The 14,893-nt window shown below is 38.9% G+C and carries 11 protein-coding genes and 1 tRNA gene; 4 read left to right on the forward strand and 8 right to left on the reverse strand.

Translation table 11 applies throughout. From position 1 onward, the window contains the following. Positions 1-324: 324 nt before the first annotated feature. The 3 genes from QNI22_RS14470 to QNI22_RS14480 form a co-directional block, all read right to left on the reverse strand. Complete coding sequence (locus tag QNI22_RS14470) at positions 325-1,704, reverse strand: APC family permease (RefSeq protein WP_314511579.1); 1,380 nt, start codon at positions 1,702-1,704, stop codon at positions 325-327. 352 nt (positions 1,705-2,056) lie between these two features. Further along, positions 2,057-3,232 (reverse strand): NAD(P)/FAD-dependent oxidoreductase, encoded by a 1,176-nt coding sequence (locus tag QNI22_RS14475; RefSeq protein ID WP_314511582.1) that lies wholly within the window; start codon positions 3,230-3,232, stop codon positions 2,057-2,059. Between the two features lie 185 nt (positions 3,233-3,417). Beyond that, positions 3,418-3,789 (reverse strand): four-helix bundle copper-binding protein, encoded by a 372-nt coding sequence (locus QNI22_RS14480; RefSeq protein ID WP_314511584.1) that lies wholly within the window; start codon positions 3,787-3,789, stop codon positions 3,418-3,420. A 409-nt stretch (positions 3,790-4,198) separates the two neighbouring features. On the opposite strand from QNI22_RS14480, the gene QNI22_RS14485 reads away from it, so the two are divergent. Then, positions 4,199-5,431, forward strand: coding sequence for a Gfo/Idh/MocA family protein (locus tag QNI22_RS14485; protein WP_314511586.1), 1,233 nt, complete (start codon positions 4,199-4,201; stop codon positions 5,429-5,431). A gap of 88 nt (positions 5,432-5,519) precedes the next feature. Then, on the forward strand, positions 5,520-7,325 hold the full coding sequence (locus tag QNI22_RS14490) for an alpha-amylase family protein (protein WP_314511588.1): 1,806 nt from the start codon (positions 5,520-5,522) through the stop codon (positions 7,323-7,325). 139 nt (positions 7,326-7,464) lie between these two features. Here the strand turns inward: QNI22_RS14490 and QNI22_RS14495 are convergent, their stop codons facing one another. Beyond that, a complete protein-coding gene (locus tag QNI22_RS14495) occupies positions 7,465-7,881 on the reverse strand; it encodes a hypothetical protein (RefSeq protein ID WP_314511591.1) in 417 nt (138 codons plus the stop codon). 159 nt (positions 7,882-8,040) lie between these two features. On the opposite strand from QNI22_RS14495, the gene QNI22_RS14500 reads away from it, so the two are divergent. Together QNI22_RS14500 and QNI22_RS14505 are read left to right on the forward strand one after the other, a co-directional pair. Beyond that, a complete protein-coding gene (locus QNI22_RS14500; RefSeq protein WP_314511595.1) occupies positions 8,041-8,859 on the forward strand; it encodes a DUF7873 family protein in 819 nt (272 codons plus the stop codon). A 309-nt stretch (positions 8,860-9,168) separates the two neighbouring features. After that, positions 9,169-9,267 (forward strand) — tRNA-OTHER (locus QNI22_RS14505). Positions 9,268-9,288: 21 nt separating this feature from the next. On the opposite strand, the gene xrtN is transcribed toward QNI22_RS14505, so the two are convergent. From xrtN to QNI22_RS14525, 4 genes are all read right to left on the reverse strand, one after another. Next, positions 9,289-10,689 carry an exosortase N gene (gene xrtN, locus QNI22_RS14510; protein ID WP_314511597.1) on the reverse strand — a complete coding sequence of 467 codons (1,401 nt, stop codon included), beginning with the start codon at positions 10,687-10,689 and terminating at the stop codon, positions 9,289-9,291. 18 nt (positions 10,690-10,707) lie between these two features. Next, positions 10,708-11,793, reverse strand: a complete 1,086-nt coding sequence (locus tag QNI22_RS14515) for a DUF6688 domain-containing protein (protein ID WP_314511600.1) — start codon at positions 11,791-11,793, stop codon at positions 10,708-10,710. Between the two features lie 41 nt (positions 11,794-11,834). Beyond that, positions 11,835-12,161 (reverse strand): hypothetical protein, encoded by a 327-nt coding sequence (locus tag QNI22_RS14520; RefSeq protein ID WP_314511601.1) that lies wholly within the window; start codon positions 12,159-12,161, stop codon positions 11,835-11,837. An 85-nt stretch (positions 12,162-12,246) separates the two neighbouring features. Next, positions 12,247-14,826: an XrtN system VIT domain-containing protein gene (locus QNI22_RS14525; protein WP_314511603.1), complete on the reverse strand. Its 2,580-nt coding sequence runs from the start codon at positions 14,824-14,826 to the stop codon at positions 12,247-12,249. Positions 14,827-14,893: the final 67 nt, after the last annotated feature.

Here is a 14,893-nt window from a genome sequence, read left to right on the forward strand (position 1 = left end):
TTGTTTTTGGATTATAAGACGTCCGATTTTTAGGCTGAAACGTTAGTATGAAAGGATCATGCATATAGTTTTGCTCTACAAAGGTTGCTTGAACTAAACCATGCATATGTGGTTAAGAGAGTTGGTTTATAATTTGTCTGGATCAAAATTGTTTCGCCTAGAGTTCACTACAAAATCGTTGATGTGTTGACTTAACCTCAAGAATTTCTTTTAAGCAGAATAAACTGTAAAAAGTTGATGCATATAGTTTAGATCAAACTAACAACATGAACCTAACTATGCGCACTGTAAAATTGATAGTTTATCCAATAAATACACTTCTATTTATTGTTCCGAAGAAATCTTGCTTATGAGAGGTGCTGGTATGGAAGAGGGAACGAACGGCCATTCCTGATTAAGGCGTGCCTTGATAAAATATACTATTGTACCAATCACTATAGCTGTAAGGCCTCCTGCAACCATTTTAAATCCTGTAGAAATCAGAATTCCTGCCCACATAATAATAGCCAGTACTATAGGGATAGGGAAGAAAGGCATCTTGTATGGGAATGTTGTCTGTTTTTGTTTTCTAAGCAGATATAATCCCACCGCCTGACCTATAAATTGTATAAGTATACGCATAGACAGAATGGCGCTGATTACATCACTTAGTTTAAAAAGCAGGCTGAATACAAATGCAATAGTTCCTAATACCAGTAATGATACATATGGAAAATGTCCTGTAGGATGTAACCGGGCAAAAACTTTAAAGAATGCTCCATCAGCTGCCGCAGCATATGGAATACGACTATAACCTAATGTAGCTGAGAAAACAGAGGCAAATGATACCAGCAAAATAAGGCAGGTAATTACTGTAGCTGCTTTGGGACCTGCCAGCTGTTGCATAAACAAACTGATGACAAATTCACTGTCTTTGGCTACTTGCCAGGGAATTACACTAGCTACACTAATATTCATTAACAGGTATAACAACGCAATACCAGTAATAGAGAGAAACATACTTCTGGGAATGTTTCTGGATGGATTAATAATTTCTCCTCCAAGATGACAGATGTTATAGTAACCCAGATAACTATATACACTTTTGACAGAGGCAAAGCCCAAGGCTGCTACAAACGTCATATCCAGAGTAAGGCCATCGTTGATATGTTTAACTGGTGCCAGAAAGTTCCCATGTGTGATTCCGCCTCCGATAATCCAGAGCATGGTAAAGAGTACGGCTCCCCAAAGCAAAACACTTATTTTGCCGATTGCTTCAATTTTGCGAAAGAGTAGGATGACAATGCATATGACTACACTTCCACTAATCAGTTTGGATTCCAGCAATGTTAAAGGAACCAGATAGGAAAAGTAACCAGCAAAGCCGATGGCGGCAGAGGCGATTACCAGTGGCGCTTGAATCATGGTTTGCCAAACAAACAGGAAGCTCATTAACCGGCCCATCCCATTTTTTCCATATGTCTCTTTCAGGAAGTTATAGGAGCCTCCTGCTTTGGGAAAAGCTGTTCCCAATTCACTCCAGATCATTGCATCTACCATGGATAGCGCAGCTCCTGCCAGCCATGCATATAAAAAGTAGGGGCCATTCAGGATATGGATTACCATAGGTAATGTAATGAATGGTCCTATGCCTACCATATCGGTCATATTGATAGCAGTCGCCTGGAGAAGCCCGAGCCGCCTTTCTTCTTTTATTTCAGCCATGAGAATGCTACTGACTTATTTTAGGGTTGTTTGCGCGTTTTATATTGCCATCAACAATAGAAACAGGTAAATAAGTTGCATATAGAGTGGAATCTATCTGCCTCTCTATAGAATCGTTCTTACTGTATCCGGGAAGAAAGTAGGGTCCCTGTAACTAATCGGAGTTCTGATTAATTACAGAGTGATATTTATAGCATCACATGTGTAGACGTGTATAGAGTTTTATCAGAATTTCCAACTATCAGAATTTTGATAGGCTGTACGAATTATCAGATTTCTGATAGGGAAAGAAAAATATCGGAAATCTGATAAACGAATAGCTTAACATGAATGCTGATTATAGATGTGAGTTTTAGCGAATCTTTCCTCGTAGGGTAATGGGATCTATCTTTTGTTGAGATACAACTAATTCACGAGCTGCATCTACCTGACCCCATACATTCCACAATAAAACTCCTTTTACTATATCCTCTTTCAGATAATAAATTACTCCCTGCTGAAATTCTTCTACCCAGTCTTCCACAATGTCCAATGAACTGTTGACATCACCAATCGCTTCATAGCCAAGATCAAACAGATCAGAATAGAAAAATGGCAGATAGTTATACGTTTCACTTGCTCCAGCCATATTTCTGCCTGCCAGTTTACCTGTGGCATTGGCATTGTCTTCATGTTCAAAGCGTACATTTCTTTTCAAGGCAGGGCTATAGAAATTAGCTACATCACCTGCTGCATAGATAGACTCATCTTCTGTACGAAGGTTAGGGTCTACAGCGATTCCGTTGTTGACAGTAAGTCCTGCTTCCTGAGCCAGAGATGTATTGGGTTCAATACCCAGACCGGCTATGACAATATCTGCTGTCAGCTTTTGTCCTTTCTGAGTCTGAACTACCAAAGTGTCTCCTTCTTTGGCAACTGAAGTGACCGATTCATGGGGAAGAACAGTAACTCCTTTTTGGGTATAGTAGGTATTCAGAAATTGTGAGAGGTTGGCTGGATAAAGATTAGCACCAATACCTGCGGAAGGAAAGAGCATGGTGACTTTTTTGTTATTTAAAGCGAGGGCCGCAGTAATTTCCCAGGCTATAAATCCTCCTCCAATGACGATGAAGTTTGTTTTTGATTCTGCCAGTGATTTTAAGGTATGATAATCATTATAATTGCGATAGTATAGTATTTCATCTGATCCTCCTGACAGATGGCGTGGCGTACCACCTGTAGCAAACAGTAGTTTTTCATAACTATACTGTGTGCCTAGCTGGTCTGTAACAATCCGGTTCGTACGATCAATCTTTGTTGCCTGAACTGAATAATGGATAGATACCTGATAATTTTCTGTATGTCGCCATATTTTTTTCTCATCCTCTCCTTTCCATAGGGCTTTGGTTAATGGAGGCCTATCATAAGGAGGGTGAGTCTCTATTGTGAGTATACCTATACTCCCTGTAGTATCAAGTTCTCTGATTCCCTGAACGGCTGAATCAGCGGTCATACCGCCACCTATAATAAGATAGGTATATTTGTTCATGATAAGTTGTTTGTATGAAATGGTTTGTGATTATGCAATGGAATGTACATGATCTGTAGGAGAGATCAAAGAAATAGAAAAATCAACTGGTAAAAATGGAGAAAGATATATTTGTGACTATATACGACAGAAGTCTTTCAAAGACTAGCAGTCTCCAAAGACCTCTGTCTTGTAAATTGTTGTTTTTAAGCAGTAAACATCTGTCGGCAGACTTCTTCACATTGGCGACAAGCCTGGGCACATTGTCTGCAATGTTCGTGCATGGATGCATGTTTTTCACATTCTTCAGCACATGCCCGACAAATATCAGCACAAAGCAGGCAGACCTGATCAGTCCATGGACGATTTCGGGTCATATAATCTGCTGCAAGAGAACAGATACGGGAGCAGTCCTGATTCAGTTCAATGCATTCACGTAGCATTTCCAGATTTTGCTCTCTAAGACATGCACTGCTACAGGCATCACATGCTAGGGCACAGGTAGAACAAGCCTCAATACATTCCTGATAGGTTTCTCCAATCAGTTGGTCCAGTTGGGCAATGGTTTGTAATTGCATAGTGGTAAGGATGTTTAAATGAATAAAAGACATATCCACTAAAGAATTATACCTCTGATGCGGGTGAGATTTGTGGTTTTCTGTAAAATGCAGACTGGCATATGCGGTCAAAATAAATATGATACACTGTGTGAAATTCCTCTGAAACATTCTTTTGTCCTGTCTTCTCTACAGACAAAGCCTTGATTTCTACATCATCGGCAATGTTGTATCTATAAATTTTTATAGATCCTATCAAAAGCTTGTTAGGAATGATTTTTTATTTGTTTCACTCAAATACAAACGAAAGCATTAAGTGTATTTAGTACGTTTTTCCTCTATACTAAGCAAGTTTGTCTGACAATCAGAAGCATGTTCTGAGGCCATCATTCTTTATTTTTTCAACAATACAAGTCTAAATTTTTTCGGTATGAAAAATCTCAATCAGCTATCTCTTCAGGATGAAATGTCTATGTACAATCGTCGGAGGTTCTTGAAAAATCTTTCTTTTGGTTTCTGGTCTGGCGCTCTGATACTACCTTATTTTTCAGCTATGGCAGGTGGGTCTGATTCATTTGATACAGGTGCAATTCCAGGTCCGGCAGATGCCATAACAGAAGCCTTACAATCAGGTAAAAAATTAGGTGTTGCTCTGGTAGGATTGGGTAAGTATAGTGAAGGTGAGTTGGGGCCAGCTTTGGAGAAAACAAAACTCTGCAAACTGGCTGGAATTGTTACAGGTACTCCGGAAAAGGCTGAAAAATGGAAAAAGAAATATAATATACCGGACAAAAATGTATATAACTATCAGACTTTTGACCGGATTGCAGATAATCCAGATATAGATATCGTCTACATAGTTTTGCCTAATCCTATGCATGAGGAATATGTGATCAGAGCCGCAAAAGCAGGTAAGCATGTGATTTGTGAAAAGCCTATGGCTATGACTGTACAGGAATGCCAGGCAATGATTGATGCCTGCAAAAAAGCTGACAGGAAACTATCGATCGGGTATCGTCTGCACTTTGAGCCACACCATCAGAATGTCATGCAGATTGGACAAAACAAGCTAATAGGTGATATCAAAAAGATTATCTGTGATGATGGTCAGGTTCAGAGTGAAGAAAGTCCATGGCGGTTAGGCCGTGGAGTAGGAGGCGGTGGGCCAGTGCGGGATCTGGGTGTATATTGTACTCAGGCAGCTATTTATACCAAAGGAGAAATTCCTGTATCTGTAACTGCCAAGTATCATCCTAAAACAGATGTAGAGAAGTTTAAACTGATTGAAGAAGGAATGAATTTCCAGTTTCAGTTTGCAGATGGCAGTACAGCTGATTGCAAAGTGAGCTTTAATGAAAAGTTTAATAAGCTAAGGGCAGAAGGTACTAAAGGATGGTTAGAACTTGATCCTGCCTATGAGTATAAGGGGATTGAAGGAAAAACAAGTAGTGGCAAAATGGACTTGCCAAATGTGCCTCAGCAAACCCTTCAGATGGATGACTTTGCCAACTGTATTATCAGCAATAAGCCCACCCGTGTACCAGGTGAAATGGGGATGCGTGATGTCGGTATTGTGCAATCTATCTTTGAAGCTGCTGAAACAGGCAATAAGGTGAAAATTAATGTAAACCATGTGATGGACCCAGTAGGGAATAAGAAGTAATCCGGAAACGGATTACTTCTTGTCTTTTATATACAGACAGGCTATTTAAACTATACTTCGTTCCTATATTCATTATTTTACTTTAGCCATGCAAAACATTCCTTTTCGCCTTGGCTGGCTGGTTCTGCCTTTGATTTTACTGCAACTATTTTTTTCAGGGTCTCAGACACCTGCTTCCTCATTTAAGCTGGTCATGCCAACATCTGTTTTACATAAAGATTCTAGTCTGAGCCGTGCAGGCTCCAGTACAAAAACATGGTATAAGAACAGTGTGATTTATACACTTGATGTCGAAGTATTTTATGATTCAGATGGTGATGGAGTAGGTGATTTTAAAGGCCTGACACAAAAGTTAGATTATCTGAAATCACTGGATGTTGACGCTATCTGGCTGGCCCCCTTTCAGCCTACTCCCAATAAGGATGATGGATACGATATTTCTGATTTCTATGGCATTGACAAACGGTTCGGTACATTCAATGATTTTTCAGAATTTATTTCAGAAGCTAAAAAGCAGGACATACGGATACTGATGGATCTGGTCATTAATCATACATCTGATGAGTATTCCTGGTTTAAGGCCTCCCGTAAAAGCAAAGATTCTCCTTATCGTGACTGGTATGTCTGGAAGTCAAAACGACCTGCCAATCAAAATAAGGGAATGGTATTTCCTGGTGTACAAAAAGAAATATGGACACTGGATTCTCTCACAAACGAATATTATCTGCATCGATTCTATGATTTTGAACCAGATCTCAATGCTCAGAATCCTGAAGTAGTGGCAGAAGTAGAAAAAATTATAAAATATTGGCTCAAAAAAGGTATTGCAGGGTTCCGGTTAGATGCTGTTCCATTTTATATTGAAGTTCCTCAGACAAAAGGTGAAAATTTTGAGCATGAGTACAACAAACTGGTTCAGATGCGAAATTGGGTGAAGGAAGTACGTCCGGATGGTGTCATATTGGGAGAAGCGAATATAGAGCCAAAAGAGAATATGAACTACTTTGGAGATAAAGGACAGGCTATGAATATGATGTTTAATTTTTATGTCAATCAACATCTGTTTTATGCATTGGCTAGCGGAGAAATAAAATCACTTACAAAGGCACTGGAGGCTACAAAGGATATTCCACAACCGGTGCAGTGGGCACAGTTTCTGCGTAATCATGATGAGGTGGATCTGGCTCGTTTGAGTAACAGTCAACGGGAAAAGGTGTATAAAGAATTTGGGCCTGATAAGAATATGCAATTGTATGACAGGGGTATTCGTAGACGTATAGCGCCTATGCTTCATAATCAAAAACGATTAGCTTTGGCATACAGCCTTCTATTTTCTCTTCCCAGCACACCTGTAATACGTTATGGTGAAGAGATTGGTATGGGAGATGATCTGACATTGAAGGAAAGGGAGTCTGTACGAACTCCTATGCAATGGATTAATGCACCCAATGCAGGTTTTTCAACTGCATCCAAAACGGTACGGCCTGTAATTTCCCAGGGAGAATATGGGTACTCTCATGTCAATGTCAAATCGCAGGAAAAAGATCCATCCTCTATGCTGAACTGGGTCCGACAATTAATACATCTTCGGAAATCAAATCCACATATTGGACAGGGAGATTGGAAGATTCTGGATTCTGGCTCTCCTAATGTATTGGTTATGCAGTATCAATGGAATGGAAGTGGACTTATACTAATCCATAATCTTGATGAAGATGCACAAAAAGTAGAGATAGAGGCAAAAGATGCGGGGGGAGATATGCTTTTCGATCTAATCAGTAAAAGACAGAATGAAGCAAATGAAAAAGGTCTGTATCAATTCGATATGCCTGGATATGGATACGCGTGGTATCGTATAGGAAATGAGCCTGTATTGCCTAATAAGCAGGATTAAGTTTTCAGATGATATGCCAGACGTGAAAGTTGAAATGTCTGGTAGGATATTAATATATGAAAGCAAAGTAACAGGGATGCAGGATATAACTGCTTCCCTGTTTTTTTAGAATCTCAGTGTAACTGGTTATATCAGAAAGCTATAAAGAGCGTTTTTTCTTCTCCATTTGCCGGATTAGTGCCTGTATCTGGTCTAACTGTGTTTGTGCTTGATCTCTTAGAAAGAGCTTAGCAAGCAATTTTATGCTTGACATGTTTTGCTGACGTTTGTGGATTTCTGCCAGTTTTGTTTTGGTGCGATTCCATTTATTGCGAGCCTGTGCAATTTGTTTATGTATAGGCTGGTCATAAATATGTTGCGGGTCCGGATTTTCTATAATGAGTTGTTCTAACTGTTTAATGTATATTTTCAGAAAGTCCAGATCTGCCAGGCAGAAATGTTCTTCGTCTTCCAATTCTTTTACACGACCTTGAAGGCGATTAATTTGTAAATCCAGTTGTACAAGTTTATAGCGGAGAGCTAATGATTTTTGTGACAGTTTATCTATTGTTTTCATAGGCGTAATCTCATTGCGTGATTTTATAAAAAATAAGTTGCAATGAGAATTACCTATACAACTCTATTTAAGTGTAATAAATTCCTGAGAATGATGCTGGGCTAAAATCAATCTTTTTGTAACTTTGAAACGTTATATTTATTTTTTATTTGTAAGACTATGAGTTCAAAAGACAAATCGACAACTAAGCTGAATGTTTTATTAGCTAAAACAGATCATCTGCAATCTATTTTCAGAAAGTTGATCGAAGATTATGTGAAATTTTTTAAGACCAAGCAAGGCGAATTTAGAGGAGAACGTAAAACGTATCAGGCATTGCCAGATACGGTAGATTTACCTAACGAACGTAAGAACGAACTGGTAGTGACAACTGTGACTGAGAAGTTGGATTGGCTGGTAGATAATTCTAAAGAATACCTGGATGCATTGTTTAGTCAAGAGCTAACCAATGCTTATGGGATTGCCAAAGCAACACTGGTAGTGGAAGGGCAGGAGTGGGGTGAGTTTACTTCACTGGAATTGCTACGTTTGAAATCTTTTCTGGAAAACGGTACCTTAAAGGAATTGTATGAAAACATTCCGGTTCGGAATGATGATGAGATCTGGGAAAATACAACAGAAGAAATGTATATTGGTCGGGATATCTTTGAAAGCGCTCTGCTAAAAGGTGACCGTATGACTACTGTAAAGGAAACATATATTCTGGAAGATCCGAATCTGAGTAAAAACCTGGATCTGAAAAACTACACTCCTGTAACTGCTACCCGTGATAAACCTACCCGATTGGGAGAGTTTACTTTCCAGAAATTTTCTGGTGAATGGTCGCATCGTCAGCGTGCCGAACTGCTTCGTCGTCGTAGTGTATTGTTGACTGCCGTGATTGAAGCTCTTAAGGTGTGTAATGAGGTAGAAGTACAGAAAAGTCAGCTTACAGCAGATAAAATCTTCTCCTATCTTCACAAAGGAAAAGTCTCTTAAGGCATAAAAATACCAACTTAGCCTTAGCATCAGCCTGAACATGAGCGTTATAGCCCTCTATCGTTTAGTGTTGTGTTGGTAGCTTCAGGCTTAAGTTTATCGGCAGAAACAGTCAGGTGAATTAAAACAAAGGGTCGTTGGTTCAAATCCAACCTCTCACTCTATCCGGATGTATATTATCAGTGAGAGTAGCTCAGGGGCAGAGCACTTTGTTCAGTAAGCATCATAAACCTGAAAACTGTTTTTGCATAAAAGGCACTAAGGAAAGGAAATAGAACTTAGTGCCTATCTTTTGATTTTCCTCAATATGCCGGGTTTGCCAAACTGGTAAAGGCACTCATCCACAGGGGTGGATGAAGGTTTAGTGGATAGAGGCACTAATGTACGGTTCGAATCCTTCACCCGGCACTTTTGTAAGATGCCTATCTCTCATCTGAATAGTTTTTGTTTAAATATTTGTCTGACTGCATTGGCTAGCTCTTCTTGTTTATTTACATTGACGTTTACCAGACAGAATGCAGGTTCTCCCTGCGCCATACGCCAGCGCCAGTCCATCTGATCTGTTGTACGATGTGAACCATTATCAAACCACCAGGCTGTATAAATGCGATCTTGTCCTTTTTGCAGTATGCCTGTATATACAAGAGCATTATCGATGGTTTTCATTTCGACACGTTTAAATGTATAGCCACTTCCCTGCCAGCAGATTAATGGGCTATGTTCTGCCACATAAAATGTTGGAATCGGCTTTATGTATACCAACATGGATGAGCTGGTAAATTGTGTGATATCGTCAGCAGATTGTTGTTTGGTAAAACCTGCCAGATGAGTAGTAATATGTGTAAATGTAGTAACAGGTTTAGGGTTATTAAAAAATAGTTGTATACCCAATACGACTAACACAATTAGGGCAAAGCCTGTAGAAATGAAGATAGGTCGATGTGTAGTTGCTGTTGTGGTTTGCACATGATTGTGCATGAGCTTGCTCCGTTTTTTATATATCCACTGGGTAATGAATACCATTGGGAGAATGACATATGCCACCAAACAAACCAGTCCAACTACATCATGCATAGGATTGGATGGTAATATATGAAATACAATCAATATAAGAATGCGAAACAGGTTGCTTAGGCTATTGAGAAATAGTGTCACTATGCCTAATCCAATAACCCATGAGTTCGTTATATAGCGTTGTTGAGTACGTTCGTTATATGCGATTAGAAAAATTGTCATCAGCAAGGATGTCTCTGTCATTTGCAGACCCATACACGCTACATCTACTAGAAACTCTGTTCCCTCAACCTGAATAGCATTACCAGAAATCGTATTCTCAAAACCTCCGGCAGACAAGATTGCTCCTGCCCATTTACTCAATTGTAACCGGATAGGAAAACTGAAGATGATACTGGTATACCTGAAAAAAGGAGATAATACCCCAATCAGGAGGAGAGGAAGAAGTGTAGTTTTTCCTAGGGTAAACTCAATGATAAAGAGTATTCCAATAGTTAATAAACCAAAGGGTAGCGTTCGGGCTGGCAACCATATCATACAACTCAGTATTGCCATAAGCAACCAGCCATATCGTGAACTATAAATCCCGCTCTGACGAATAATCAAAATATATGGAAACAATACAATTCCTAACCAGGAGAGAGCATCCAGTGTAAAATAGGTTTGTGAAACCAGATATCCGAAAAACAATATATACAATGTGACTAAGGCAATGCCTGTGCTTCTCCGATAATCTGAACGAATCCACTTTCCAATGCTAAAGTCATTAGATTGGATAGCATATTTTAGGAATGCGATGGCTACTTTGGGATTCATGTTATTACTCGTTAAAATTCAATGCTGATTGAGCTGTTTTCTATGCTCCTGGCTAAGGTATCGCTGAGCAATGCGGTTTTCAGGTTTGAGATCAAAAGTGTATAGTACTGTCACGAAGAGCCATTCCAGTGGTTTCATAAGAATGTAGATTGTATCAGCGACATAGCGGTTATTAAAGATACTGTAGTATTTATGAACTACATCACCCACCTTATTGTACCCGTGCCTTATTAGTCTGTGCGTAGCTGGCATTTTCTCCTGAATTAATTCTTCAAAGGCATTAGCAACGAGCAGTTGTCTATTGCATAAGATTGGGGCATTCTGTCTGACTCCCAATCGCTGAGGTTTTACTAGTTCAGGATGCCCTTTTGCTGCAACCGAACACAGAAAATGCCCTCCACAAGTCACATTCTCACACATATAATCCAATTGAGAAAAACCATGTTTATAGGTATCTGTGAAAGCTCGAATAAACGAATCCTGTTTCTGTCCGAACAGTAACAGAATCGCAGAAAGAATGACCAGTAATGGTAGTGATAAGACAAGTAAAACAGGTACTTTGGAGAGTAGAGGCATAGAGAGAATCATCCAGGCTATTTTCTCGATGCCATGTTTTGAATTATTCTTCATGGTTTGAGCATAGTCTAAAAATAACTGGTGATTTTTAATGAGCATGTGCATACACAAAAGAATCACTGGTAAGTTTCCTATAGGTCCCAGCCAAGCTTCATTAAGATGAAATAACATGAGAATATTTAGTATAATGGCTATCAGTAATAAAATATTGACTGTAACTTCCAGTATAGGAGGTGCAATATGAGTACGATAACTGGCATAGAAATAAGCTATTGTACATAATACAATCAAAAGATAGATCGATAGCCTGTGTTCTGGTGAAAAAGTTGCACTATCTCCACAGCAATCATTTTTCAAGTCAAAGTCCAGTACTGCAATGTATAATAAAGGTAGTCCTAGCATAGATACAATCTCCAGTATCCGGACGAGTAATGTTCCCAGAAGCCTTTTCTTCTTTGTCAGATACCATATAAAATCAATTATTAAAAGAAGGCTAGGTAAGCTTAGAAAAATGAAAAATCCAATCATAGAGTGAATAGTGTGGTTAAAAAAGTGATTGAGTGATGAAGTTAGCCACTACTGCCAATAATAGAAAAATCACCTGTTACCAGACTAAACAAATACAGTAATAGAGTTGGTATCTGACTCAATATTGCGATGGCATATACTATGAAAGCTATCCCTTTATATGTATTCCAGTTCTGATATTTTGCATCATAATCTATGATGTAGATAAAAAGAACAAGTGAAAGAGAGAAATACAGGAGAAATCCATATTTCTCCTGTAAATTGTATTCCCTGAAAATATTCAGTAACCAATATTCCATTTTTCGTATTCCGAACGTATCCTTCCAGGTGATAAGTATAATCAGGGAGTTGACAGGGATCAGACTCATACAAAGAAGAATGAGGTTGCAGACAATATACAAGCATCGATCCCACATCTCAGAAATAGATTTAGTTGATTCCATATGCCAGATATTATATTCGTTGTCTCCAAAATAGATAACCTGCTATGCTAACTGCAGTAAGAATCAGTAGCCATTCGTGTGGCTCCGGTACAGATCCTGCACCATTGAGAGATGCATTTTTTAAGCTATTTTTTGCTTCTTTGATTCCAAATCGTTCATAGTCCTTTTGTGTTTCTAATACTACCAGACTGGAAATAGGAGAAACTACATAAGCTCGTTGTGCTTCGGCAATCAGATTATCGGATAGATAGTCTTTTGCAAAATATCGATGGCCTATTTCATGCATCAGGTGATTATAGGTAAATAACCGGAGCAGATGATCAGGAGCTACATTTGCGTTTATGGACTGAGTTGTTTCTTCCTTCAACTGTATCTCTGCCTGTGGAAGTGTAACAGTCTGTTCATCCTCCAGATTTTTTACAAATCGCTTCTCTGTGAACAATTGCTTCAGATAGCTGGTGCTTCCTCTATCATACTGGATTACTCGTAACTCAGCAAGGGTTTTCATATAAGGTGATAATTCTGAACTTAATGAAAATAGTTTGACTTTGAGATTTAGAGTCGCTTTTGATTCCAGCTCTTTCGCAAACGGTGTATCTTTCAGATCATTCAGATTTGGAGAAGGATGATCACTTTTGGAAATAATCAGTGATTGTTCAGGGTTATCAATTTTATGAATAGGAAGCAAGCTAAATTGGTTTTTCCATAGCTTCTCATACATAGACAATAGATTGGTATTCGTAAGCTGTATCCATTGTTCATCCCATACCCATACTTTCGAAGATTTAGCCATATCGTATACCTCTTCAAATTCCCGTAAGGTCCAGGCATTATTCAGATCAATATATACTGATTGGAGTGCAAAGTGTTCGTACTGCTTTTGATAAGGAAGTACAGAATAACTTTTTCCCTGAAAGACAAAGGATTGTTTAGAGAGTGTTGGAGTACGGAACGAAAATGAAAAGTCGGGCTGGTAAGACCCTTTTGTATAAAATATGCTATTGGCTTCAGACGAAAAGTCTTCCAATCCCAGAACATCCAGTGGTGCTGAGACAAAATCTACACTTGTATTCTCTTTGGTACGGGAATTAGTCGGTCCCTGAAAATAAATATTGTCATAAAACAGTCTGTTTCCTTCTGCCCGAAGTGGTGAGGTGATTCCAATTTTGAACTGCCTATCACCATTAGCAGGGCAAGGAAAGACTCGTACCGTGACTGTATTACCTTCCTGCCAGTGTACGACAGAGGGGTCCCGTCTTTCAACTCCTACAATGGTTGTATAAGCTGAATCTGCCTTGGCTTTGGTTGTGAGGCGTGCTTCTTCTTCAATACCATTGATCCATAGTGATAAAGAAGTAACAACAGATCCCTCAGGCAAATGAAATGTGTAAATAGCTTCCTGATCTCTCCAACTCCAGCTACTATGATTGTGAATAGTGATTATCTTCTCTGTATAGGCTAAACGATAATCAGGATATACTTTAACTTTGCTCTCAATATGGCGGGTTGCAAGATCATCACCAGACCAGAGACGTCTCTGTGCTTCGTGTCTGGCATCATGTAAAGATTCCAGTATCTGAATTTTTTCATTTCTGGAGAAATCTGGACGACCCCAAAGAGTTGATGCAATCACTACCAGTGGATCATGCTCCTGTACTTCACTAAAAGATCGGCTTGGAAATATATCAAAACCATTTTCCCAGAGCATAGGTGTATAAACCAGATCTGTTTTTAAGATTCGTTCAGTAACCCAGTCATTACGAAGTTTTTGTGAAATCTGTACCCATTTAGGCAAGGACTTAGTATGGGAAAGAACCTGGCTTTCTATACTTTGAATTTTATCTAAGTTTGCATGCCAGTGCCATGCAAAATAGGTTATAAATGCCAGTGGCAATGCCAGACCGATCAGGATAGGCTTTTTGAAGTGGAAAAAAGATTCACGTACTATACGAAATAGAATGAAAGAGAATATCAATGGGATAAATACGTGTCCACCTATACCAATGCCAATCATACATATTGCTCCAATAGGATAAATAGGTACCAGATAAATGGCCAGATACACAAATAGTAGTAAGGCAGCTGCAAGAATAACATAAAGACCTGATTGCAATACGGAAGACATGTGATCTTTCCAGACAAATGCTATGCAGGCTATACCACTGGTTACAATGTAAAAACATAACCAGGATGTAGCAGAATCAAAAACAGACATTTCTCTATTAAGAGCATAACAACTGATTAAACTCAATACTAGCCAGAGCAATACCTGTGCTGTAAAATCCTCTTGTTTGGATCGTCCGGAGATGAACTTCCATCCCCATTTTATCAATAGAGAAAATCCATATACAAAAGCTATTACATAATGAATAAAGAAAAGGGTGAAAGCTTCCTGTTTGTTAGTTGCTAACCATTCAAAGCCGACAAATAGAATAGCAGAGAGAATAACAAATATAAGTCCAGCTCCGATATATGTATCTTTCAGAGGCAGTGATAGCTTTTCCTGAAAAGACAGGCGAGTGATTTTTTCCTGCCCAAGCTTTTCCGATGCAGGTGTAATCTGAGAGGGTGTAGTAAGTTCAGTTTTCATATTGAGATAGGTTTACCAGATATTTAAAGGAAAAAAGTTTCCTAAACTTAGCCATACAAATAAAAAA

The organism is Xanthocytophaga agilis, assembly GCF_030068605.1.
Classification (GTDB): Bacteria; Bacteroidota; Bacteroidia; order Cytophagales; family 172606-1; genus Xanthocytophaga; species Xanthocytophaga agilis.